Source organism: Sediminicoccus rosea (assembly GCF_033547095.1).
Taxonomy (GTDB): Bacteria; Pseudomonadota; Alphaproteobacteria; order Acetobacterales; family Acetobacteraceae; genus Roseococcus; species Roseococcus rosea.
In genome coordinates, this window is sequence record NZ_CP137852.1 from 2,782,408 (window position 1) to 2,804,752 (window position 22,345).

General features: G+C 68.4%; 26 protein-coding genes. 22 read left to right on the forward strand and 4 right to left on the reverse strand.

Annotated features, from left to right (window positions below; genetic code table 11):
- Positions 1–46: 46 nt before the first annotated feature.
- A complete protein-coding gene (locus R9Z33_RS13435; RefSeq protein ID WP_318647090.1) occupies positions 47–2,023 on the reverse strand; it encodes an N-6 DNA methylase in 1,977 nt (658 codons plus the stop codon).
- On the opposite strand from R9Z33_RS13435, the gene R9Z33_RS13440 reads away from it, so the two are divergent.
- The gene (locus tag R9Z33_RS13440; RefSeq protein ID WP_318647091.1) at positions 2,022–2,306 is read left to right on the forward strand and encodes a hypothetical protein; all 285 of its coding nucleotides are present in this window, start codon (positions 2,022–2,024) and stop codon (positions 2,304–2,306) included. The two genes, R9Z33_RS13435 and R9Z33_RS13440, sit on opposite strands and share 2 nt — an antisense overlap.
- A gap of 144 nt (positions 2,307–2,450) precedes the next feature.
- Here the strand turns inward: R9Z33_RS13440 and R9Z33_RS13445 are convergent, their stop codons facing one another.
- Genes R9Z33_RS13445 through R9Z33_RS13455 form a run of 3 tightly spaced genes read right to left on the reverse strand, consistent with a single transcriptional unit; the run spans position 2,451 to position 4,698 of the window.
- Positions 2,451–2,849, reverse strand: a complete 399-nt coding sequence (locus R9Z33_RS13445) for a hypothetical protein (RefSeq protein WP_318647092.1) — start codon at positions 2,847–2,849, stop codon at positions 2,451–2,453.
- On the reverse strand, positions 2,846–4,195 hold the full coding sequence (locus R9Z33_RS13450; protein WP_318647093.1) for a recombinase family protein: 1,350 nt from the start codon (positions 4,193–4,195) through the stop codon (positions 2,846–2,848). The genes R9Z33_RS13445 and R9Z33_RS13450 overlap by 4 nt, the downstream gene beginning before the upstream one ends.
- A complete protein-coding gene (locus tag R9Z33_RS13455; RefSeq protein WP_318647094.1) occupies positions 4,192–4,698 on the reverse strand; it encodes a DUF2924 domain-containing protein in 507 nt (168 codons plus the stop codon). Before R9Z33_RS13455 ends, R9Z33_RS13450 begins: the two co-directional genes overlap by 4 nt.
- Positions 4,699–5,184: 486 nt before the next feature.
- Here R9Z33_RS13455 and R9Z33_RS13460 point away from each other — a divergent pair, with 486 nt between their 5' ends.
- The 21 genes from R9Z33_RS13460 (at position 5,185) to R9Z33_RS13560 (ending at position 22,311) form a co-directional block, all read left to right on the forward strand.
- Positions 5,185–5,511 carry a helix-turn-helix domain-containing protein gene (locus R9Z33_RS13460; protein WP_203077362.1) on the forward strand — a complete coding sequence of 109 codons (327 nt, stop codon included), beginning with the start codon at positions 5,185–5,187 and terminating at the stop codon, positions 5,509–5,511.
- Positions 5,512–5,521: 10 nt separating this feature from the next.
- Positions 5,522–6,244: an ImmA/IrrE family metallo-endopeptidase gene (locus R9Z33_RS13465; RefSeq protein WP_318647095.1), complete on the forward strand. Its 723-nt coding sequence runs from the start codon at positions 5,522–5,524 to the stop codon at positions 6,242–6,244.
- 177 nt (positions 6,245–6,421) lie between these two features.
- The gene (locus tag R9Z33_RS13470) at positions 6,422–7,528 is read left to right on the forward strand and encodes a hypothetical protein (RefSeq protein WP_318647096.1); all 1,107 of its coding nucleotides are present in this window, start codon (positions 6,422–6,424) and stop codon (positions 7,526–7,528) included.
- Positions 7,521–8,456 carry a hypothetical protein gene (locus tag R9Z33_RS13475; RefSeq protein WP_318647097.1) on the forward strand — a complete coding sequence of 312 codons (936 nt, stop codon included), beginning with the start codon at positions 7,521–7,523 and terminating at the stop codon, positions 8,454–8,456. The genes R9Z33_RS13470 and R9Z33_RS13475 overlap by 8 nt, the downstream gene beginning before the upstream one ends.
- A gap of 102 nt (positions 8,457–8,558) precedes the next feature.
- On the forward strand, positions 8,559–8,801 hold the full coding sequence (locus R9Z33_RS13480) for a helix-turn-helix transcriptional regulator (protein ID WP_318647098.1): 243 nt from the start codon (positions 8,559–8,561) through the stop codon (positions 8,799–8,801).
- A gap of 8 nt (positions 8,802–8,809) precedes the next feature.
- Positions 8,810–9,235: a hypothetical protein gene (locus tag R9Z33_RS13485; RefSeq protein ID WP_318647099.1), complete on the forward strand. Its 426-nt coding sequence runs from the start codon at positions 8,810–8,812 to the stop codon at positions 9,233–9,235.
- The gene (locus R9Z33_RS13490) at positions 9,232–9,360 is read left to right on the forward strand and encodes a hypothetical protein (protein ID WP_281419604.1); all 129 of its coding nucleotides are present in this window, start codon (positions 9,232–9,234) and stop codon (positions 9,358–9,360) included. The genes R9Z33_RS13485 and R9Z33_RS13490 overlap by 4 nt, the downstream gene beginning before the upstream one ends.
- Complete coding sequence (locus R9Z33_RS13495) at positions 9,357–9,923, forward strand: hypothetical protein (RefSeq protein WP_318647100.1); 567 nt, start codon at positions 9,357–9,359, stop codon at positions 9,921–9,923. The genes R9Z33_RS13490 and R9Z33_RS13495 overlap by 4 nt, the downstream gene beginning before the upstream one ends.
- On the forward strand, positions 9,923–10,111 hold the full coding sequence (locus R9Z33_RS13500) for a hypothetical protein (RefSeq protein ID WP_318647101.1): 189 nt from the start codon (positions 9,923–9,925) through the stop codon (positions 10,109–10,111). Before R9Z33_RS13495 ends, R9Z33_RS13500 begins: the two co-directional genes overlap by 1 nt.
- Complete coding sequence (locus R9Z33_RS13505; RefSeq protein WP_318647102.1) at positions 10,111–10,902, forward strand: ATP-binding protein; 792 nt, start codon at positions 10,111–10,113, stop codon at positions 10,900–10,902. The genes R9Z33_RS13500 and R9Z33_RS13505 overlap by 1 nt, the downstream gene beginning before the upstream one ends.
- Positions 10,903–10,905: 3 nt before the next feature.
- Positions 10,906–11,445: a DUF669 domain-containing protein gene (locus R9Z33_RS13510; protein ID WP_318647103.1), complete on the forward strand. Its 540-nt coding sequence runs from the start codon at positions 10,906–10,908 to the stop codon at positions 11,443–11,445.
- Positions 11,446–11,503: 58 nt separating this feature from the next.
- Complete coding sequence (locus R9Z33_RS13515) at positions 11,504–12,604, forward strand: PD-(D/E)XK nuclease family protein (RefSeq protein WP_318647104.1); 1,101 nt, start codon at positions 11,504–11,506, stop codon at positions 12,602–12,604.
- The gene (locus R9Z33_RS13520; protein ID WP_314214952.1) at positions 12,601–14,184 is read left to right on the forward strand and encodes a DEAD/DEAH box helicase; all 1,584 of its coding nucleotides are present in this window, start codon (positions 12,601–12,603) and stop codon (positions 14,182–14,184) included. The genes R9Z33_RS13515 and R9Z33_RS13520 overlap by 4 nt, the downstream gene beginning before the upstream one ends.
- Before the next feature lie 125 nt (positions 14,185–14,309).
- Positions 14,310–14,534 (forward strand): DUF6511 domain-containing protein, encoded by a 225-nt coding sequence (locus R9Z33_RS13525; protein ID WP_184381931.1) that lies wholly within the window; start codon positions 14,310–14,312, stop codon positions 14,532–14,534.
- Positions 14,531–14,932 (forward strand): hypothetical protein, encoded by a 402-nt coding sequence (locus R9Z33_RS13530; protein WP_318647105.1) that lies wholly within the window; start codon positions 14,531–14,533, stop codon positions 14,930–14,932. Before R9Z33_RS13525 ends, R9Z33_RS13530 begins: the two co-directional genes overlap by 4 nt.
- On the forward strand, positions 14,929–17,247 hold the full coding sequence (locus R9Z33_RS13535) for a bifunctional DNA primase/polymerase (protein WP_318647106.1): 2,319 nt from the start codon (positions 14,929–14,931) through the stop codon (positions 17,245–17,247). The genes R9Z33_RS13530 and R9Z33_RS13535 overlap by 4 nt, the downstream gene beginning before the upstream one ends.
- Positions 17,248–17,451: 204 nt before the next feature.
- Positions 17,452–17,682 (forward strand): hypothetical protein, encoded by a 231-nt coding sequence (locus R9Z33_RS13540; RefSeq protein WP_184381934.1) that lies wholly within the window; start codon positions 17,452–17,454, stop codon positions 17,680–17,682.
- Positions 17,672–18,220 carry a DUF6456 domain-containing protein gene (locus R9Z33_RS13545; RefSeq protein ID WP_318647107.1) on the forward strand — a complete coding sequence of 183 codons (549 nt, stop codon included), beginning with the start codon at positions 17,672–17,674 and terminating at the stop codon, positions 18,218–18,220. The genes R9Z33_RS13540 and R9Z33_RS13545 overlap by 11 nt, the downstream gene beginning before the upstream one ends.
- A gap of 66 nt (positions 18,221–18,286) precedes the next feature.
- Positions 18,287–19,249: an HNH endonuclease gene (locus R9Z33_RS13550; RefSeq protein ID WP_318651649.1), complete on the forward strand. Its 963-nt coding sequence runs from the start codon at positions 18,287–18,289 to the stop codon at positions 19,247–19,249.
- Positions 19,250–19,586: 337 nt separating this feature from the next.
- Complete coding sequence (locus tag R9Z33_RS13555; RefSeq protein ID WP_318647108.1) at positions 19,587–21,053, forward strand: site-specific DNA-methyltransferase; 1,467 nt, start codon at positions 19,587–19,589, stop codon at positions 21,051–21,053.
- Positions 21,043–22,311 carry a site-specific DNA-methyltransferase gene (locus tag R9Z33_RS13560; protein ID WP_318647109.1) on the forward strand — a complete coding sequence of 423 codons (1,269 nt, stop codon included), beginning with the start codon at positions 21,043–21,045 and terminating at the stop codon, positions 22,309–22,311. The genes R9Z33_RS13555 and R9Z33_RS13560 overlap by 11 nt, the downstream gene beginning before the upstream one ends.
- Positions 22,312–22,345 lie beyond the last annotated feature (34 nt).

Here is a 22,345-nt window from a genome sequence, read left to right on the forward strand (position 1 = left end):
ACTGCATACCGATCGCTGAATTTTCCCATGGTGAGCTTGAGCACGGTTATGCACCTCCCGAGTAAATCGCGTTTTCTGGAGTGGCCGCGTCCATCTCGGGCCAAATCGTCTTCTGTCGTTGAATCAGCTGTTGGCGCATCTCCTGGATCTTTTCCTGCATGTCGAAGATCGCACTCATCTGCGCTGCGATGGCGCCCTGCGCCTCGGCGGATGGCACCAGCACCGGAAGGCGTCGCAGGTCTGCCATCTGCAGTCCGGAGATCACCGAGCCGACCTTGAGGCTCTGCACCGTCACCTGGCCCATGGAGGACGAAAGGAAGCGGAACAGGATGGCCGGGTCGATGATTGGTCCACGTCGACGAAGCCGCAGGATGGCGAAGCTCTGGCTGGCGAGCCAGGCGGGACCATCGGGGATGTCGCGCACGAAGCCGACCTTTCCGACGCTGCCCTTGATGACGATCAGCACATCGCCGGGCTCCAGTCTCGCGCGCCTGGTGCGCTGGAGAAGTTCATCGCTGGCAGGAACCGACGTCGTCGGCATGCGCACCACGCCGGCGTCGTCGATGTCGCCGACCCCGACTTCAAGCAGCACGCCGTCGCTTCTGTCCGAGACATCAGTTTCGCGGCTTTCGCGGCCGGCGCGATCGCGGCCTACCAGCAGCGCCTGCGGACGGCTGATCTCCGCCACGTCTTCGAGCGGCACAGCTTCGGCGTTTGCCAGAAGGTCACGCATGCGGCGGGCCTCTGAATCGAGCACGTAGCGCTCGACGGAGAGATTGAAGTCGTGCCCGGCGATCTCGTCGGCAGAAGCCAGTACGGAGAAATCGGTCTCAGTGTGGTGCTGCAGGATGTCAGCGAGGTCCCGAATGGTGGAAAAGCGACCGATCGTGGATGGCCGCGACTTATCCCGCTCCCGCTCCGGTCGCCCGTCGACCATGAGGACGCGCTGCTGCTGGCGCATCCACGGATGGACTTTGGCCTTCGGGCGGAAAACAAGCATTGCGACCTGGATCAACGACGACGAGGGGAACGCGTCCCTCGGCAGGCTAATGACCGCGTCCAGGCCGAAGAGCCGAATGGCCTGCTCCTTGAACGCCTGATCCGCTTTGGTCGTGCGAAAGAGGAAACCAGTCGGGAGAAGGCACACAGCGGCGCGGCGGCCGCGTGCCAGCGCCAGCGCCACGTACTGCCCCTCTGCCACGCCGGGCTGCGGGAGGTTGGTGCCGAGGCTTCGGTAATCTTCGCCGCGGCTTCGCATGCCAACGGGCGGGAAAACGATCGCGGCATCGTAGCTTTCCTGTTCCGCGAACAGCTCCTGATCTACGTTTGCTGGCTCGGTTAAGGGGTCGCGTTCCCGGACGATCAGCGGCAGATCATCGGCGACAGCGATGCATGCGCAGATGCCTGCAAGCCAGCCCTCCTCAACATCGAGGGTGACCTGGACGCCTCGGGTCTCGGCGATGTGCGTAGCGACGATGGCCGTCATCCCATAGGCGCAATAGACGTGCTGCGCTTCGGTGGGGTCGATCGCCGTTGCGATGAGCTGGCAAAGCTCGAAGCTGGCAATGGAGGCGGACAGGGCCCGGTCGCCACTGGCGGCCAGGAGGGCGCGCCGAATCCAGCCGCGCATCGGCGACACCGCATCTGCCGCCTCCCCCTTCTTGACATGGGTGGCGAGCGCGAGGCGCCTAAGTCGCTCGAGGTGACCTGGCGGAAGAGGTTGGGATACCGGTGAAAATGTCGCCCCCGGCGCTCGCCAAGCCTGGGGCCATGCGGCAGGCAAACGGTCCAGCATCGCTTGCCAGTCGGGGGCCGTCAGCTCCCTCTCCATGTCGAGGAAGCCCATGGCATTCGGGCCAGACACAGGAAGCAGGCGCGCCGCAACGCGCATCTGCGCCACGGTCAAAACAAGTGACGCTAGATCCTGACCACTCTCGGCTGCGGCGCGCTGCAGCTCGTGCTGGAAGGTCCGGATCAGCTCCATCTGCCCCGACGGCGAGGTGAGCTGGTGATCAGCGTGCATGGATGCGGCCGCGGTCAAAGGAGTCGACGTCGTATGCGGTGATCAGGGCGCCGTCCGCCTGCACGACTATGACGCCCCCCTTATCGAGCGCCTGCATGGCAGTGCGCTGCAGATCGCGAAGCTCATCGATGAGCTGCATGAGCCCCCGCCGCCCGAGGACGCATTTGTCCTGCGCATCCTCTCCAAATTGAAGGGTGAGGTCGACGAGCGCCTGCTTGATCCCGCGCTGGGACATTCGCCGCCCGATGTGTCGTGTCCTAGCCATGCCCAGCCTCCGTCCTGATGGAGATTATCTAGGACGCCAGGATCGGAAAATCAATCCTTCCTTTTTATGGATGGCGATATTTTATCCGGCTTGCCTGCATGGGGCGCTTGTTCGTGATACGTTTCCTCCCTCCGGCAATGATATCGACCCCCTGGCAGGTCTCTAGGCTGTTGTTTTTCCTTCGATGTTTAATCGCTGGCTCGCCCACTCCACCGGAAACGGCTCCATCAGCCCCGGCAGGGTCATCCCATCCGCCTGCTGCCCATCCAGGATCGCCGCGACGATGTCCGGCGCCAGCAGCGTGAGGCGCAGTAGGCGCGACACATAGGACGAGTTGATCTTCTCGGCCGCCGCCAGCTCATTGATCGTGCCGTAGCGGCCCGCCTCCATCATCCGCCGCCACCGGAACGCCCGGGCCACCGCCTTCACCAGCGTAGTGTCCGAAGCCGAGGCGCCGCGGTTCGCCGGGCTGTTCGGCGCGATCATCAGCTTCCGCCCGCCCCGCTGCTTCCGGACCGCCAGCGGCACCCGTACCGTCAGCATCTGCGCCGCGCCGGTCACGCTGCCGCCCTCGCTGCTTCGGCCGGCGTCGCCAGGTCCCGCGCCAGGCTGGCCAGCCCTTCCAGCTTCAGCCGCACGTCGGCGCCGCCTGCCCCAATGTCCACCCGGTCGACCAGGAGGCGGATGATCCGCGCCTGCTCCGCGGGGAACAGCTCCTCCCACAGCGGGTCCAGCCGCTCCAGCGCCAGCCGGGCCTCGTCCTCCGTCATGTCCGGCGCCGAGGCCCGCGCCGCGCGCCAGGCGCCCAGCACCACCTCCGGCTGGCGCAGCAGCCCCCGGACCTGAGCGATGACCGCGCCCTCGATTTCCGCGGCCGAAATGCGCGCGATGGTCGGCCCGTCCGCGGCGCTGCCCTTCAGCACCGACTGGCTGACATAGTAGCGGTACTGCTGCCCGCGGCGCCCCCGCGCATGGGTGGGCGACATGGCGCGCCCGTCGCTCCCGAAGATCAGCCCGCGCAGCAGCGAAGGCGTCTGGCAGCGGGTGCGATTGGCGCGTGTCTTCGGGCTGATCGCCAGCAGGGCGTGCGCCGCGTTCCACATCGCCCGCGGCACGATGGCGGCATGCTCGCCGGGGTGCGACTTCCCCTTGTGCATCGCCTCGCCGAGATAGGTGCGGTTGCTCAGCACGCGATAGACGTCGCTCTTGGTGAAGGCGCGCCCGCGCTTCGTGGTGGCGCCCTCGGCACGCAGTGCCTGCACAAGCTTGGTGCCGGATTCCGTCTCGACGAAGCCTTCGAAGATTCGCCGCACCAGCGCCGCCTCGGCGTCGTTCACCAGCAGCTTGCGATCCCGCGCGTCGTAGCCGAGCGGCACGAAGCCACCCATCCAGATCCCGCGCGCCCGCGACGCCGCCACCTTGTCGCGGATGCGCTCGCCGATGACCTCGCGTTCGAACTGGGCGAAGCTGAGCAGGATGTTTAGCGTGAGCCGCCCCATGCTGGTGGTCGTGTTGAAGGACTGCGTCACGGACACGAAGGTCACGCTGTTCGCGTCGAACACCTCCACCAGCTTGGCGAAGTCCATCAGCGCGCGCGACAGCCGATCGATCTTGTAGACCACCACCACGTCGATCAGCCCGCGCTCGATGTCCGCCAGCAGGCGGCGCAGCGCAGGCCGTTCCAGCGTGCCGCCAGAGACGCCGCCATCATCATAGCGGTCCGGCACCAGCACCCAGCCCTCCGACCGCTGGCTGGTGATGTAGGCCTCACACGCCTCGCGCTGCGCGTCGAGCGAGTTAAACTCCATCTCGAGCCCTTCCTCGCTCGACTTGCGCGTGTAGACGGCGGCGCGGATTTTCCTGACCGTGGCCGGCATCGCGGCTTCGGCGGCTGGCTTGCGCTTCATGCCGTGCCCCTCCGGTTCTTGAGGCCAAAGAACAGCCAGCCATTCCAGCGCGTGCCGGTGATGGCGCGCGCGATGGAGGAGAGCGACTGGTAGGGGCGCCCCTGATACTCGTAGCCGTCGTGCAGCACGGTGACGCTGTGCTCGACGCCCTGGTACTCGCGGATGAGGCGCGTGCCGGCGATCGGCTTGTCGTCGCCGCGGATGCGCCGGAGGACGGGATTACCGCCGTCGAGCTGTTCACCCAAGGCCTCGAGGCGCTGGACCGTCTCCGGCTTCAAGCCGCCATAGGCCAGCTCCTGGATCCGATACGCCAGGCGGCTCTCCAGGAAGCGCCGATTGTAGGGCGGCGGCTCGGCTGCGAAGAGCTCCCGCCATTGCTGCTTCAGGTCCGGCGTGGCGGTGGTCTTCAGGGCCGCCAGCCGGCCCAGCACGTCGGCCGGCGGAATGGCGGGGATGGTCGGCACCGGCGGGGTGCCGGGTTTTGGTTTGGTGGCGCGTGTCATGCGGGTCTCCGGTTGGTCCGGTTCGCATCCACGCGCTGGGGGGCCAGGAAGTGTAGGGCATGGTCTCCGCGGTCAGCAGCCTCGCGCGCAGCTTCCTCGGCAGCGCGGCTGCGCAGCCGCACGAGGCCGGCGGCCAGGATGCTGCAGACCTCGCGGAGGTGCGGCGGGAGGTGGGGATTGGAGGGGTTCGGTGGCATGGCTGGGAGGCAAGATCGTGTCGCCCGACCGAGAAGAACAGCGAAAACAATCTCTTAGAGAAGGCCCGCGGGAACAAAAGCATGGCTGCGAAATCCCGCGTAGGGCGTCGCCAGGCCAGCTTTCGCACAACGTCGGTCGCGGCGCCGCGAATCGCCTCCGGCGCCGGGGCTCATCCCGGAAGCTAAATCCTGCGCCACGTCCAGCTTCGCAGCTTGACGTAGGAGTCAAGCGCCGACTACGCCACTCCGCTAAGTGCCACAGGCAAGGATTTCGCCGGATGCAAGGGCGATGACAACGCCAACCACCACCCTGGGACAGGCCATCATTGCCGCCAGGAAGAAGAAGGGGATCAGCCAGAAGGACCTGGCTGCCGCCGTCCAGAAGGAGGACGGCTCGGGTTCGATATCGCCGCAGTACCTCAACGACATCGAGCACGACCGCCGCAGCCCCACTTCCGACCAGCTGATCAGAGAATTCGCCCGGGCCTTATCCGTGGATGCGGATGACCTGTTCGTGCTGGCCGGCAAGATCCCCGAGGACCTCCGCGCCGCCGCGACCGATTCGGCGACCAGGGTCAGGGCCTTCAAGGCGTTCCGGAAAGCCCTCTCGAAATAGGATTGCATGCGTGGCGAGCTGGTCGATCGACAAGTCAGGGCGCTTTCCGCAGCGGCTCTTCCTGCGTGCAGCGGAGATCGACCGCGATTGCGAGCGGCTGGTCACGGCCTTCCTGCAGGAGCGTCATGGCGAGGTCCGCTTCCCGCTCTCCACCGATGACCTCACGGTCCTGGTCGAGCAGCACAGCAGCAGCCTCGACCAGTATGCCGACCTCTCCGACGAGGGCGACGACGTCGAGGGGATGACCTGCTTCCTGCCCGGCCAGCTGCCGCAGATCCTGATCTCCGCCCAGCTGACCGAGCAGGCCAACCGGCAGAATCGCCTCCGGACGACCCTCGCGCATGAACTGGGCCACGCCTTCTACCACCGCGCCGTGTTCGACCACGTGTTCGCCGCGCCGCCGCACATGTTCGAGGCCGCACGTGCCGAGCCGCGGACCGTCTGCAAGCGCGACAGCATGATGGGGACCACTGAGTTCGACTGGCTCGAATGGCAGGCCGGCTACGTCAGTGGTGCCATCCTCATGCCGGCCCAGCAGGTGCGCCGGGCGGTTGGGGACCTTCTCCGGGACCGGGGGATCCATGGCGCTGCCGTCATCGGCACGCCGCCGGCCGCCGAGGCGGAGCGGCACATCATGGCCAGCTTCCAGGTCTCGGCCGAGGCGGCGCAGGTTCGGTTGCGGAAACTCGGTCTCCTGGCCGATTCAGAAGGCCCCCCCACGCTGTTCGGCTAAGCCGACAAGACTACGCTCCTGTGCGTATCTTTTCGCTTGTGCCCGCACACCGAGTCTTGATACGTCGATTAGCGGAGCGCCGGATTGGCTGGCGTCCCCCTGATCGAAAGACCCCCCGTGCCGACAGTCCCGGATTTCATCCGGAGCACGCCGCCCGCGTCGCTCCATGCCTACTTCATGTCCATCAAGGCGGTCCTGCCGGCCGATGTGGTGTGGGAGGGCGCCGCGAACGAAGTGGTCCCGCCCCTGCTGCGGGCGGTGGACGCCATGGACGACGCTGAGCGTCTGCGCGTCATGAACGACGCCGATCGGGTGGGTGCCATGGCGGACGAGCCCGGTCAGGCCGCGCTCTATTCGATCACGGCCTCCGCCGAGGCCCTCGACTCCCTGGAGAACGGGCATGCCCGGGCGCTCTGGATGTTCCTCAAGGACCCCGCCGGCTTCGGTCACGCGGAGGAGGTCCGCTACGCCGATGACCGCCGCTATGGCCGCATGTGGGATGGTTTCGAGTGCCTGCCCGGCCTGACGGTCCCGCGCGACGGCGATCCCTACACGGCGTTCAAGGCGGCCATCGCCACGCACTTCGACACGAAGCATGTCGAGGTGGAGATCTGCGACCGTTCCCGCCCGTCGCTGGAAGGGGAGCATGCGGAGCTGATCCAGGTCGCCATCTACCGCGAAGGCCGCGCCGGGGACCGCCGCGCCTTCGTCAACGGCAAGCTGGACCGGCTTCCCTTCCGCCCGGTGGTCGAGGCGGCCATCACCTACGAGCCTGCCTCCGGCACCATCGAGGTGGTGGCGCAGGCGCGGGAGACCCGCGAAGACCTGGTGCGCCTGTTCGCCGAACACATGCTGGGTGCCCCGTTCCAGGGCGACCGCATCCCCATCCGCCAGTACTCACTGGACCACCTGCTGCAGCCCTTCGATTTCCCCCACGACGTCGAGGACAACATCGAGTCCGTGAAGGTCACGCTGCTTCGGCTGATGCCCTACGAGACGCAGGGCGAGCGCGTGACGCTGGAATGCATGCGCGGTGCCGAGCGCAGCATTTGGCAGATGGCGGAGGCACGCTTTGGCGAAAGTGATCCGCTGGCCGGCGGCTACAAGGTCACGCAGGTCCGCTTCACCATCAAGTTCCATGCGACGCCGGGGGTACGCGGCGGTCGCACGCTGCCGGTCACCATCTCCATGCCGAAGGGCTGCGATTTGAAGGACCGTACCGACCGCGAGCGCCTGGTCGGTGAGAAGTACCTGAAGCGCTGGCGGATGCTGCGGGATGTCTGACGAACCGCCCCGGCTCTCCGCCGAGGCTGTCGCGCTGCTCCTCGAGGTGCTGGACCTGGAGGAGCCCTTCCTGAACGGGGCCGTGGCGGAGATGTCGCCCGGCCCCGTTGGCATGTTGCGCGCCAGCGGGCTGCTGGTGCCCCACGGTCACGAGATCGTCTCGGCATCGCTCTCGGATCACGACGACGCGCCGGTGACGCTGATTCGATCCGAGAAGGCGGGCGGGCTCGCATGCTTCAGCCCGTCCGGCGGCCTGATTGCAGTGCCGGCTGCGCGGCTGGTCCGGTATCGGGTCGAAATCGCCAACACCCTCGCCGCGGTCGCAAATGATCTGGCGTTGCCGTCCACGCGCCTGCTGCGGCCATTGATCGACGGGCTGCTCTGGGAGATCGGCGATGCCCGCCTGGGCAAGCGCCCGGCGCGTGTCCAGACATGGTTCGCGCGCCGCCTGTGGCACGCCGCGGTGCGGGCCCAGGTCTCGGCTGCATTGCTGGCACGGCCCTATCCGCGGGATGTCATCATCCTCTGCAGCAGTCGCGCCGCTCGCCTTCGCGAGGTGACGTTGCCTGGCACGATCCTGGTGCCGATCCGCGACGTGTTGGCCGCGGCGGATAGCCTGGCCGTGAGCGGCGAGATCCTCGACGCCCGGATGCGGGGTGTGGCAGTGGCGGCCGCTCCGGGCCCCCTGGACCTATCGCCGGATGGAACACGCCTGCGCATCCACGGCGGCGAACCAATCGTCTTCAGGTCGGACGACCACATCGAGGCCATCCGCAAGCTGGTTAACGGCTTCTATGCCGGCAGGCGCGTGCCAATCCGCGAGCTCACCGACCATGGAACGCTGCACCGGCACTTTGGTGGCGTGAAGTGGAAGCTCCTGAAGCCCTACCTCACCTCGGCGAAGGGCGCCTGGGGCTTCGACCTGTAGGCCGATTTCTCCCTTTTCTTCTCCCTAACCCCACCTCCTTCTTCTCCCTGTCCTGAAGCGATCTTCCCCGCGGTTGTTCGAACCAGCGCGAGGGAGACACCGATGACAGTGAAGCATCTGACGCAGGCGGAGGTGGCGCGCCGCTGGTGCCTCAGCCCCCGCACGTTGGAGCGCTGGCGCTGGCTTGGCCAGGGGCCCGCCTTCCTGAAGCTGGGTGGGCGCGTGGCCTATCGCCTCGAGGACATCGAGACCTTCGAGGCGGCACAGACCCGCGACGCGACCAGCGCGCCGCAGCCGGCGCAGGCGAAGATGCGCGCCCCGGTTCCCCACCGGCAGGCGGCGTGAGACCGGCCATGGGCAAATCCTCCCGCGACAAGGGCCTGCGCCGCGAGCGCGCCATCGTCGACATCCACGTGAAATGCGGCCTGCGCGCCGAGCGCGTGCCGCTCTCCGGTGCCGTGCGGTATCGCGGCAATGGCGCCGACGTCGATCTCTACGTGCGCGGCCCAGAGCCGGTGAAGGCCGAGGTCAAGGCGCGCGGCGAAGGCGATGGCTTCAAGACGCTGGAGCGCTGGCTTGGCGGCAATGACGCGCTGTTCCTCTGGCGTGACCGCGCGACGCCCATGGTGGTGCTGCCGCTGCACGTCTGGATCGAAATCGCGCGCCGCAGCGTGCGCTGCACGGACCCCGATGCCGATCGCGAGCGCGCCCACCGCGCGCGCCAGGCCGAGGAAGGTCCGCTGCCGCCGGCCGATGCCATCGCCGGGGCGACGCCGTGAGCCCGCGCACCGCCCGCCGCGTGCACGCCATCGGCGAAGCGCTCCGCACCCTGGCCGGCGGCGCGCTGCTGGCCGGCGGCTTCATCGCGCTCCTTTGGCTGGCCGAGCTGGCGACCATCCCATGAGCGCCACCCCCATGCCGATGCCCGCGCCCGCCCGGCCGCCTGCATCGCCCATCCAGCCGGGCACCTCCTCGTTGAACGGGACCACCATGACCAACCGAACCACTCTGGCGCAGCTGCGCGAGATGGACGCCGCGCAGGCCGCCCGCATGCCCGTCGATCATCTGGCGCTCCTGCTGGAAGAGGTCGGGGCGCTGAAGGCCGACGCCAAGCACCTCGCCGACCTGCTGCACGACGCGCTGCACGCCCGGTATGGCGCCCCCGCCGCCGCGGCCCGTCGTGCCGAGGGCAAGGACACCGGCCGTGTCCGCATCACGGATGACGCCTTCGAGGTCGTCGCAGACCTCCCGAAGAAGGCGGCGTGGGACCAGCCGAAGCTGGCCGCGGCGGTCGCCACCATCGTGGCGTGGGGCGAGGACCCCGCGGACTACGTCACCACCGAGATCCGCGTGCCCGAAAGCCGCTTCACGGCCTGGCCTCCGCGCATCCGTGCGGTGTTCGAGCCGGCACGCACCGTCGCCACCGGCCGCCCCTCCTACACCCTCGAACAGAAGGACGCCGCGTGATGGCGCACGAACTCCGCATCCAGGTCGTCATCCCGCTGCAGGGCGATGCCGTCGCCCGCGCGAAGGACGTCGCCGCCTTCGAGCCGACGCTCGACAGCTTCACCGAAGTCGTCGCGCGCGCCGGCGGCGACATCAAGGTCGACGTCATCAAGGCCAAGCCCCGCGCCGCGAAGCAGGAGTCGAACTAATGGCGATCTCGCTCGCATCCCTGCGCAGCAGCACCAGCCTCTCACCGCCGCGCCTGCTGCTTTACGGCGTGGCCGGTGTCGGCAAGACAGAGTTCGCCGCCGCCTCGCCTAGGCCCGTCATCCTGCAGACCGAGGATGGCCTCGGCCGGATCGAGGCGACCACCTTCGGGCTGCTGCGCAGCTTCGATGAAATCATGGAGGCTTTGGGCGCGCTCTACTCCGAGCCGCACGACTTCCAGACGCTGGTGGTGGACAGCCTCGATTGGCTGGAGCCGCTGGTGTGGCGGCATACGGCGCAGACGCACAACCAGCCGGACATCGAGTCCTTCGGCTACGGCAAGGGGTATCTCGCCGCGCTGGATACCTGGCGCAGCTTTCTCGACGGCGTGAACGCGCTGCGCGACGAGCGCGGCATGGGCGTGATCCTCATCGCCCACGCCGAGATCAAGCGCTTCGACAGCCCCGAGACGGAACCCTACGACCGGTACCAGCCCAAGCTGCATCGCAGTGCCTCGGCTCTGGTGCAGGAGCATGTCGATGCCGTGCTCTTCGCGAATTATCGCGTCAGCACGCTGAAGTCGGATGTCGGCTTCAACAAGAAGGTGGTCCGCGGCGTCAGCGGCGGTGATCGCCTGCTGCACACCGCCGAGCGGCCGGCCTTCCTCGCGAAGAACCGCTTCGGTCTGGCCGAGACGCTGCCGCTGTCCTGGCCCGAGCTCGCCGCCGGCATCCCCTTCTACGCGGCGCCGCCCAGCGCCGCCCCCGCCTCCACCACCGAAGCCCGGAGCTGACCCATGGCATCCCTCAATGGAACCTTTGACGCGACGGAAGTCGCCCCCGCCGTCCCGCTCGAGGTGATGCCGCCCGGCAAATACCTCGCGCATCTGATCGAGAGCGAGATGCTGCCGACCAAGGCCGGCGATGGGCAGCTCCTCAAGCTGGTGTTCGAGGTGCTGGAAGGCCCTTCCGTGCGCCGGAAGATCTTCGACCAGCTGAACCTGGTGAACCGCAACGAACAGACGGTGGAGATCGCGCAGCGCACGCTGTCGGCCATCTGCCACGCGGTCGGCCAGGTGCATGTCAGCGACAGCGAGCAGCTGCACTTCAAGCCGCTGATCGTGACGCTGAAGGTCGAGCCGGCCGGCAACGACAAGTACGGCGTCTACCGCGAGGCGCGGAACAAGGTGGCCGGGTACTCGGCGGCCAATGCCGGCGCGGCCACCGCCACCGCCCCGCGCCCTGCCACCCCGGGGCCCCGCCCGGCCGCCGCGGCACCTCCGCCCGCTGCGCGCACCGGCGCGGCAGCGACCCCGCCCTGGCGCCGCAATGCCTGATCACCAGCCGGCAGGCAGCCCGCCTGCCGGCCTCCCTCCCTCGAACCAGGATCAGGTCATGGCTGCCCTTCCTCCGCCCGCGTCCCCCACCGTCACCGCCATCTACGCAGCCTATGAGGCGGCAGCGGACAACGGCTATCGCGCACATCTCGGCGCCTCGCTGATCGGCACCGAATGCGAGCGGGCCATCTGGTATTCCTTCCGCTGGGCCACGCGTGCGCGCCACACCGGCCGGCTGCTGCGGCTGTTCGACACCGGCAATCTGGCCGAGGCCCGCTTCGTCGCCGACCTGCGCCGCATCGGCGTGACGGTCCTGGACCTGGATCCCGCATCGGGGCGCCAGTGGAACTTGCGCGATGCCTCCGGCCACTTCGGCGGCAGCATGGACGCAGTGGCGATCGGCCTGCCCGAGGCGCCGGCGACCTGGCACGTCTGCGAGTTCAAGACCCACAGCACCAAGTCCTTCGCCAAGCTGAAGGCCGAGGGCGTCGCCGCCTCCAAGCCGCTGCACTGGGCGCAGATGCAGGCCTACATGCATCTCGCCGGCCTCGACCGGGCCTTCTACCTGGCGGTCTGCAAGGACACGGACGAGCTCTACCAGGAGCGCATCCGCCACGATGCCGAGGCGGGCCTGCGCATCCTGGCCAAGGCCGAGCGGATCATTGGCGCGGCCCGGCCCCCGGCCCGCATCAGCCAGGATCCCGCCTGGTGGCAGTGCCGCTTCTGCGACCACCACGCCATCTGCCATTCCGGCGCGGCACCGGAGCGGCATTGCCGGTCCTGCCTCCATGCCTCGCCCGCGCAGGGTGGCGACTGGCATTGCGCGCGCCACCACGCCCCTCTCGGCCGGCGCGATCAGGAGGCAGGCTGCGCGGCGCATCTCTATCTGCCGGATTTCGTGGCCGCCGAGCAGATCGACGCGGGCGAGGACTGGGTCAGCTATCGGCTGCCGGACGGCACCGAATGGCGTGACGGCGTGCCCGCCGCGGCGCCGCCCGACGTCGTCTCGCACCTCCCGTGCCGCATCTGCCGCGCCACGATCTATCGCGTGGGGCCCGGCAAGGGGCCGCACATCGCCGAGCTGATCTGCACCGGCTGCGATGTGGGCGGGCGCTGGCTCAGCAAGGTCGACGCCGTGGCGATGGGGGTGGCGGCATGACCCTGTCGCTCCGCCCCTATCAGCGCGCCGCCATCGAGGCGCTCTACGACTACTTCTCGGCCAGCAGCGGCAACCCGCTGGTCGTGATGCCGACCGGCACCGGCAAGAGCCTTTGCATTGCCGGCTTCACGCGCGAGGCGATCGCCGCCTATGGCGACACCCGCGTGCTGATCCTCACCCACGTGAAGGAACTGATCCAGCAGAACTTCATGGCGCTGCTGCGCGCCTGGCCCGAGGCGCCGGCCGGCATCTACTCGGCCGGCCTGTCCCGCCGCGACATCCACGCGCAGATCCTGTTCGCCGGCATCCAGTCCATCCACCGCCACGCGCGGCAGGTGCAGCGCTGTGACCTGGTGCTGATCGATGAGGCGCACCTGCTCGGCCGCGGCGACAGTGGCATGTACCGCTCCTTCCTGGCGCAGCTGAACGAGATCAACGCGGGCCTGCTGAAGGTCGTGGGCTTCACGGCCACGCCCTACCGGCTCGACAGCGGCATGCTGCACGAGGGGAAGGATCGGCTCTTCACCGACATCGCATTCCAGGTGCCGGTACTGGAAATGATCCAGCAGGGCTATCTCTGCCCGGTCGTCCCGAAGCAGACCTCGACGCAGCTCGACGTGGGCGGCGTCGGCACCCGCGGCGGCGAATTCATCGCCAAGGACCTCGAGGCGGCGGTCGATCGCGACGAGGTCACGCGCGCCGCGGTGGCTGAAATCGTCCAGCACGGCGAGGGCCGCGGCTCCTGGCTGGTGTTCTGCTCGGGCGTGGCGCACGCGCGCCATGTCCGCGACGCCATCCGCGAGCATGGCATCTCCGCCGAGACGGTCACCGGCGACACGCCGGGGCCGGAGCGGGACGGCATCCTGGCGGCCTTCAAGGCGGGGCGGCTGCGGTGCGTCACCAACGCCAATGTCCTGACCACCGGCTTCGATGCGCCGGGGGTGGACCTCATCGCGTTGCTCCGCCCCACGAAGAGCGTGGGCCTCTACGTCCAGATGGTCGGCCGCGGCACGCGCCTCGCCGAGGGCAAGGATGACTGCCTCGTGCTGGACTTCGCTGGCAACACGGCGCGGCACGGTCCGATCGACACGGTGGATGGCCGGAAGAAGGAACCTGCCGGCGATGGCGAGGCGCCGATCAAGGTGTGCCCCGAGTGCCAGACCATCAACCACGCCAGCGCGCGGCACTGCATCGAGTGTGATCACGAGTTCCCGCCGCCCGTGGTGAAGGTCGCACCGCAGGCGGCGTCGAACGCGCTGCTCTCGACGCAGATCCAGGCGGCCTGGTGCGACGTGACCGGCATCACCTATGCGCGCCACGACAAGCCCGGGAAGCCGGCGTCGCTGCGCGTCACCTACGAATGCGGCCTCGCGCGCCACAGCGAATGGGTGTGCTTCGAGCACACTGGCTTCCCGCGCGACAAGGCGGTGGGCTGGTGGCGGCGCCGCGCCGGCAATCTGCCGCCCCCGGTGACGGTCGATGAGGCGCTGGCACAGCTCGACCAGCTGCGCCGTCCCATCGCGATCCAGGTGCGGCCGGCCGGCCAGTACACCGAGATCGCCGCCGCGAGGTTCGTGTGAGATGCGCAGCCTGTCGTCTCCGCACCGCGCGCGGCTTTGGCTGGTTCGATCCGCGCGTGCGGACCAGCGAGCCGCTTCCCGCCTGCTCCATGCGCTGCATGAGCGCGCTCTGCCGGAGGTGGGGCGTGGTTGATCCCGACGAGCACGAGATTGCCGCCATCGCGGCGGCCAGCCCCATGGCGGGCGAGTACCTGGAGAGCATCGGCAAGACCGACCTCGCGGTGCTGACCGAGGCTGAGTGGCTGACGCTGCTGGAGGTGATCATCACCGCCTACCAGGACGAGCTTGCGCGCCGGCTGGATCAGGGCCGGCACTCCGCGCCGCCGCTCGCCGCGGGTGCTTGCCGATGAGCAGCGTTACCTCTGCCCGAGAGGTGGCGCGCCGGCTCGGCATTTCGCACACCGCGATCCAGAAGGCTGAACGCGCCGGACGGATCGCGCGTGAGCCAAGTGGCGCCTGGGACATGGAGAAGGTCCGGGCCGGCCTCGCGACCAAGAACGCTCCGGCGCCGCGCAAGCCGTATCGTCCACGCGCGAAGCAACCGCCCTGGGCCAGGGCTGCGCACCACCTTGGCGACCTCGCATCAGACATTCGTGGCCCCGCGCGCGGGATCCACGCCGAACTGGAGCGGGCGCGCCAGGCGCTCCAGCGCGCTGCCGAGCAGATTGCGGCGCTCTATCCCGAGATCCTGCGGCTGGAGCGCGCCTGCGACGCAGCGATCGCCGCACAGGAGCGTGGCAACGAATGACGGATGCTCCCTCCTTCATGGCCGATTACGGCGAGCGCCTGGTCGACAATGGCTATTCCGTTATCCCCATCATGCCGGGCACGAAGGTGCCAGGGCGCTTCACGGGCGGGGAATGGTCGCCCTATCCCGACTGGGCGCGTCACTGCGACCGGCCGACGAAATCCTTCGAGGTGGACATCTGGCGCCGCTGGCCGGGCTGCGGCGTGGGCATCGCGACCGGCGCCGTGGTGGGCATCGACATCGACATCCTGGACGGCGCGCTGGCCATCCAGATCGCCGAGCTCGCCACGGCGATGCTCGGCGACACCCCCTGCCTGCGCATCGGCCGCGCCCCGAAGCGGCTGCTCGTCTATCGCGCCGCCACGCCCTTCGCAGGCCGGAAGCGCCACCCCCTCGAGCTGCTGGCGCGCGGCCAGCAATTCGTGGCCTATGCCGTCCACCCCGACACCGGCCGCCCCTATGAATGGCCGGAGGACAGCCTGGTGGAGATGCCGCTCTCCCGGCTGTCGGTGGTGGACGAGGCAAGTTGCGCGACGTTCCTGGACGCGGCCTGGCAGCTCGTGCCGGATGAGGTCCGGGTCAACTCGATCCTGGCGGACGCACCGACCAGCACCTGGCGCGGCCCCAGCGACCCGAAGGGCACGCGGGACGCCATCGCCGCGGCGCTGGCTTGGCTGCCGAATGACGACCTGCCGGGCAACGAGTGGATCACCGTCGGCGCCGCCATCAAGGCCGCGATCGGCGAGGAGGGGCGCGACCTCTGGCTCGACTGGTCGCGGCGGTCCGGGAAGTCGGGCCAGTCCGGCCGATCGGACACCCCCGAGCGCCGCTGGGCCTCGCTGCGGCCGCACAGCGTCGGCGCAGGGAAAATCTACTGGCTGGCCGAGCAGCGCGGCTGGGTACCGGATCCCGCGCTGACGCTGAACGGAACTGCCGCCGAGCAGGCGGCACAGCCGCATCCCGCGGCGGGCCTGCTGGCGAAGGTCGCGGTCGCGCCGCTGCCGATCGCGCCGCCGCCGAAGCCGTATCGCGTGCCGCCCGAGCTGCTGCAGGTCGATGGCACGCTGCGCATGTTCGTGGACTATGCCACGGCCAGCGCCGTCAGCCCGCAGCCGTTTCTCTCGCTCGGTGCCGCCATCTGCCTGGTCGGCGCCATCGCCGGTCGCCGGTATCGCACGCCCACCGATCTGCGCAGCAACGTCTACGCCATCGGCATCGCCGACAGCGGCGGCGGCAAGGACCATGCCCGGCGTTGCGCCAAGCGGGCGATCTATGCGGCAGGCCTGGACCGCTACCTCGGTGGTGAGGATCTCGCCTCCTCGGCGGGCCTGCTCACGTCGCTGCAGCGCCATCCGGCCCGCCTGTTCCAGGTGGACGAATTCGGCCAATTCCTGAAGCTCGTCCTGAATGCGCGCGCGCCGGCCCATAAGGCGGCCATCTGGTCGGAACTCACCAAGCTCTACACCTCGGCGGCCGAGCCCTACATCGGCGCCGAATACGCCGACCAGAAGGCGCGGCCGCGCGTCACCATCGAGCAGCCCTGCGCCTGCATCTGGGGCGTCACCGTCCCGGGCCCGCTGTGGACGGCGCTCGAAGGTGGCGCGCTGGCGGACGGCTCCATCGCGCGCTTCCTGGTCTTCCTGACCGACGACGACTACCCGGAGCGCAATGAGACTCCGGCGCCGATGGATCCGCCGCCGGCGCTGGTGTCGGCGCTGCAGGGGATCGCCCGCGGCGTGCCCGGCCACAGCCATGGCGGGAACATCGCCGACGCCATGGAATCCTCGGCGCCGATCCACGCCTATACCGTGCCGCTGACCGCGGACGCCGAGGCGGCCATGGCTCGCGTGCGGCGCGAAGCCACCGATCTCCTGCGGTCGCACCGTGGCACCTACGCCACCGCCCTGTTCGGTAGATACGCCGAGAACGCGGCGAAGCTGGCGATGATCGCCGCGGTCAGTCGTGATCCCGCCCGGCCCATCACCGAGGCCCGCGACGTAACCTGGGCCTCGGCGCTGGTCGAGCACTGCATCGGCACGTTGCTGCGCGAAGCAGAGCGTCTCGTCGCCGACACGCCCGCGCATTCCCGCATCAAGAAGGTCCTGGAGGTGATCCGCAAGGCCGGCCGGATCAGCCGCAGCGCCTTCGTCCGGAAGACGCAGTTCCTCTCGAAGGCCGAGCGGGAGGACGCCATCGCCACGCTGCTCGACAGCAAGCAGATCGCGATCGAGGTCACGCAGAACGCGTCAGGCCCCGGCACCAGCTGGATCATCGCCACCGAACCGCAGGAGGGCTTGAAGAGTGATGCTGCATGACGCGCGCAAACCCGCAGAAAACGGGACTCTTCAACAATTCAACTTTTCACGCGGGCGTATGCAGACGCCCGGGCAGGGGTGCGGGGGAGAGAGACCCTTTGAAGAGTTTGAAGAATTGAATAGTTATATTGATCAGATAGTTAGACCCCTCTCACCCCCTCGACTCTTCACCACTCTTCAAGGGCACGGTCGGGGGAGGCCGGCATGAGCACGCCTGGCGCGCCGTTGCCGCCCCGCTCGTCCCTCGACCGCGGAAGCCGCAGCGCAACCACCGTGCCTGAGATGGAAATGCTGCGCCGCCGCGTCTGGCTGCAGCACGGCGTCGTCTCGCTGCACGTCGAGGACATCACCGATCCCTGGCTGCGCCAGGCAGTCCAGAACGAAGCCGTGCGCCGCTGGGGCCCACGGCAGCAGGAGAAGACTCATGGCCGGTAAGCGGAAGGCGAAGACCACGAAGCAGAAGGAATCGATGGGCCCCTCGAAGTGGCGGCTTCAGCATGGCGGCTTCGGCGAGCCGATCCGAGACGCGGATCCCGAGACGGGCAGCCTGGTGCAGCATCGCCGCGCCGTGGACACGCTGGGCGCCATGCAGGCCAACGGCACCATCACCGCCGAGATGTTCGAGGCGGGCGGGATCTTCCGGCGGCAGTTCCGGTCAGCGATGCTGGACGGCCTGCGTGCCGTGCCGCTGATCCGGATCGTAGGCGGCGGAGGCGACTGCATCACGGAACAGCAGATCGCAGCTAGAGACAGGGTGGCATCCGCCATGGATGTGCTCGGCGGCTCGGACAGCGCCGCCGGGAGCTGCGTCTGGCACGTTGTCGGCCTGGAATGCTCAGTCAGGGAATGGGCGATGCGGCAGGGCTGGGGTGGCCGGACGGTGCCGGCGACGCAGGCGCAGGGGATGCTGGTCGCGGCCCTCAGCGTGCTGGCGGCGCACTACGGCTTGGTGTCGCGGGGACGCGCCGCGTGATGGAGCCGAACTTCCCCGCGGCCTCTCACGCCGCTACGTTTCCGTAGCAAACTGCCATTGGACGAGATGCCCGCGAACTCGATCGCCGATCTGCCTGCCCCAGTCACCGCAGCGAAGGCGGACTGGTTGGTCGCGTCTCACTGGATTGGTTTCACACCAGCCGGAGACGGCCCAGATGCGCCTGGACGATGCCAAGCGACAATTTCGTCCCAGGCAGGCAATGGATACGTCATTGAATACATCACGTTGAATTTCGGTACGCCTAAGCCCGCATATCTCGCAGACCCGCGCTATCTGGCCGAGCGCGCTGAACACGCCGCAGTTGCGGGGCGGCTTGTCGCTGTCCACCGGCTCAGATCGTCCTCCCTTTCCCTCAAAAGTATCCTTGGGGATGCTGACTACGAGCGCATGCAGGACATGTGGGATGAGGATGGTAGGCGTCGACGGTGGTCAGTCGCGTTCCCGATCGTCGAGAGCTACGAAATTCCAACGAAGCCGCTTGCTCGTGACGTGCTGGGGCCCGACGCGATGCAGCGCGTTTTCGCGCATCCGTCAGCCACGCTGCGCCCACTCAATGACGAAGAACGACGTGCCATTTCTTCGCTACCAATCCTGCTTCGCCCGACGGCGAATGCGTGGATCGGGATCCAGGCAGATATTGCAGCGGCCGAGCGGAGCGAAATCGAGACACGAATCAGTCGGCACATCGACAGCGAGCTCGGCGACAACGCAATCGAAGGGATGACCAAAGAGCAATGGGTTAAGGTCCGCCGCCGAGCGGCGTGGTTGGCTCAAAAGTTCATTCAGGATCGGCAGAAAGTCAAGACGCTGCGCTGCGACGATTGTTCGTTTGATCCCGTCATCCGGGCCAATGGCACCGGCATCAAACCGCGAAGCCTGCTGGATGTGCATCACCTTCATCCCTTGGAGGAAGGACGCCGCGTAACGACGCTCGCGGACTTCAAGCTGCTGTGCCCAACGTGCCATCGCCTGGAGCATGCTCTGCTCCGCCTTGGATCGGCGAGCTGACGCCCTCTGATCTGAAAGCGAAGAAGAAGGTAAGCCAGCGAAAGAATGTCGCGTTGATGCCTGAAACTCACATCGGGTAATCTCTCGACAGTCGTTGAATTGCGGCTGCGGCCAGTGGCTCCCGAGCCACTCGTCCGCTGATCGGCCACTGTGGCTCGCGAGCCGATGGTTCCTTCCTGGCCCCGCTGTATGCGGGGGGCGGAAGCGCGCAACATCGCTAGCGCCAGGCCGAAAACATGGGTTGCGGTTTGCAGCCTTCGCCCGCGGCTTCAAATCGTTAGCTGCAAACCGACGCCGGGCCATTGCCCTGCAAACCACCTGCAAACCGGATGGCCCGATGACGCTCCCCTGGATGGCGGCGAAGATCCTGCTGCGTCCGGTGGCGGAGCTGCGCCCGCATGCCGCCAACGCGCGCGTGCACAGCGCCGCGCAGTTGGAGCAGATCAAGGCCAGCATGCTGGCGTTCGGCTTCACCAACCCGCTGCTGGTGGATGAGGACGGCGTGCTGATCGCCGGGCACGGGCGGCTCGAGGCCGCGTCCGCGCTCGGCATGGCCAAGGTCCCGGTCATCGTGCTGCGGCACCTGTCCGCCGCGCAGAAGGAGGCGCTGCGCCTCGCCGACAATCGCATCGCGGAGAACGCGACCTGGGACCAGGCGCTGTTGCGTGATGCGCTCGCCGCGGTGCAGGCGGCGCCGGACATCGACCTCGGCGCGCTCGGCTTCTCGGCGGATGAGCTCGCGGACATCGTCGCGGCGGCTGGAGATGCCGTGTCCGACGGCGACGCGCCCGAGGCTCCGTCCGCAGATCCCGCCGAGGGGGGCGACGCGACTGGTGCGGCGGATGCGGAGGAGACGGCGGACGATCCCGCCGACGCCGATCCGGAGCCGCCGCGCCAGGCCGTCACCCGCCCGGGCGACCTCTGGCTGCTGGGCGAGCATCGCCTGCTGTGTGGCGACAGCACCGACGCCGCCAGCGTCGCGCGCGTGATGGGCGAGGACCGCGCCGCGCTGCTGTTCACGTCGCCGCCCTATGGGAACCAGCGCGACTACACGACCGGCGGCGGCACCGATTGGGACGCCCTGATGCAGGGCGTGTTCCAACATCTCGACGCGGCTTTGCGGCCCGATGGCCAAGTGCTGGTGAACCTCGGGCTGATCCACCGCGACAGCGAATGGATCCCCTATTGGTCGGGCTGGCTCGACTGGATGCGCGGCCGCGGCTGGCGCCGCTTCGGCCTCTACACCTGGGACCAGGGACCTGGCCTGCCGGGAGACTGGAACGGGCGCCTCGCGCCGGCCTTCGAGTTCGTCTTCCACTTCAACCGCCAGGCCCGGCAGGCGAACAAGATCGTCCCCTGCAAATGGGCCGGCACGCCGAACAAGGGGAGCGGACTGCGCGCCGCCGACGGCACCATCTCCGAGTACCAGCACGCCGGGCTGCCGGTGCAGGACTTCCGGATTCCTGACAACGTGCTGCGTCTGACCCGCCATAAGGGCCGCGGCATTGAGACCGAGCACCCCGCGGTGTTCCCGGTGGTGCTGCCGGAATTCCTGATGCGGACCTACACCGACGAGGGCGAGATCATCTTCGAGCCCTTCGGCGGGAGCGGCACCACCATTCTCGCCGGCCAGCGCACCAGCCGCCGCGTGCGGGCGATCGAGCTGGCGCCCGCGTATGTGGATCTGGCGATCGCCCGCTGGCGGATGCTGCATCCCGATCTGCCCGTGACGCTGGCGGACGATGGCCGCGACTATGACGCCGTCGCCGCGATGCGGCAGGAGGTCACCGCCGATGCAGCCTGATCTCGTCGTCTCCGCCCTCCCGGTGGTGGCGCTGATTCCCTACGCCGAGAACGCGCGCACGCATTCCCCGACGCAGGTGACGCAGATCGCCGCGTCCATCGCCGAGTTCGGCTTCGTGAACCCCGTGCTGGTCGACGCCGAGGGCGTGCTCATTGCCGGCCATGGCCGCGTCATGGCCGCGAAGCAGCTGGGCCTCGCCTCCGTGCCGGTGCTGCGGCTTGGCCATCTCTCCCCGGCGCAGGCGCGTGCGCTGCGCCTGACCGACAACCAGATCGCGCTGAACTCCGGCTGGGACGAGGCGCTGCTGGCCGCGGAGATCGCCCGCATCCGCGACGAGGCGGTGGTCGACCTGGACGTGCTCGGCTTCTCCGGCATGGAGCTCGACCGGCTGCTGGCCGCGGCCGATGCCGGTCTCGGCGACGATGCCGACGAGGCGCCGCCGCCGCCGGTGGTGCCAGTGACGCGCGCCGGCGACCTCTGGCGCTGCGGCGAGCATCGGTTGCTGTGTGGCGATGCCACCCGGATAGAGGACGTGCAGCGCGCGCTCGGCGCTGGCCACCTCGCCGACATGGGCTTCGTCGATCCGCCCTACAACGTGGCCTACGAGGGCGGCACCGCCGCCAAGATGACCATTGCCAATGACGCGCTCGGCGGCAGCTTTCCCGAGTTCCTGCGGCCGGCGCTGGCCAATCTGCTCTCGGTCACCAAGGGCGCCTGCTACGTCTGCATGTCCTCGTCCGAGTGGCCGACGCTGCATCGCGTCTGGCAGGAGGCGGGCGGCAAGTGGTCCAGCACCATCATCTGGGCGAAGAACACCTTTGCCCTCGGCCGCGCCGACTACCACCAGCAGTTCGAGGCCATGCTCTATGGCTGGAAGGCTGGCGCGCAGCACTATTGGTGCGGCGCCCGCGACCAGGGGAATGTCTGGCACTTCGACAAGCCGGCCAGGAACGACCTCCATCCGACCATGAAGCCGGTGGCGCTGGTCGAGCGTGCCATCCGCAACAGCAGCAAGCCGCGCGATACGGTGCTGGACTGCTTCGGCGGCTCGGGCACGACGATGATCGCCGCCGAACGCACGGGGCGGCGCGCCGTGCTGCTGGAGATCGACCCTGCCTATGCCGACGTCATCGTGCGCCGCTGGCAGGAGACGACCGGCGAAGCCGCGGTTCTGGAGGGTGATGATCGCATCTTTGCCGATGTCGCCGCGGCCCGCGGCATCGTCGATCATGATGTGATCCAGACCGCCGAATCATAGCAATCTCACGACGCTGCATCTTGCTTGGCTCGTG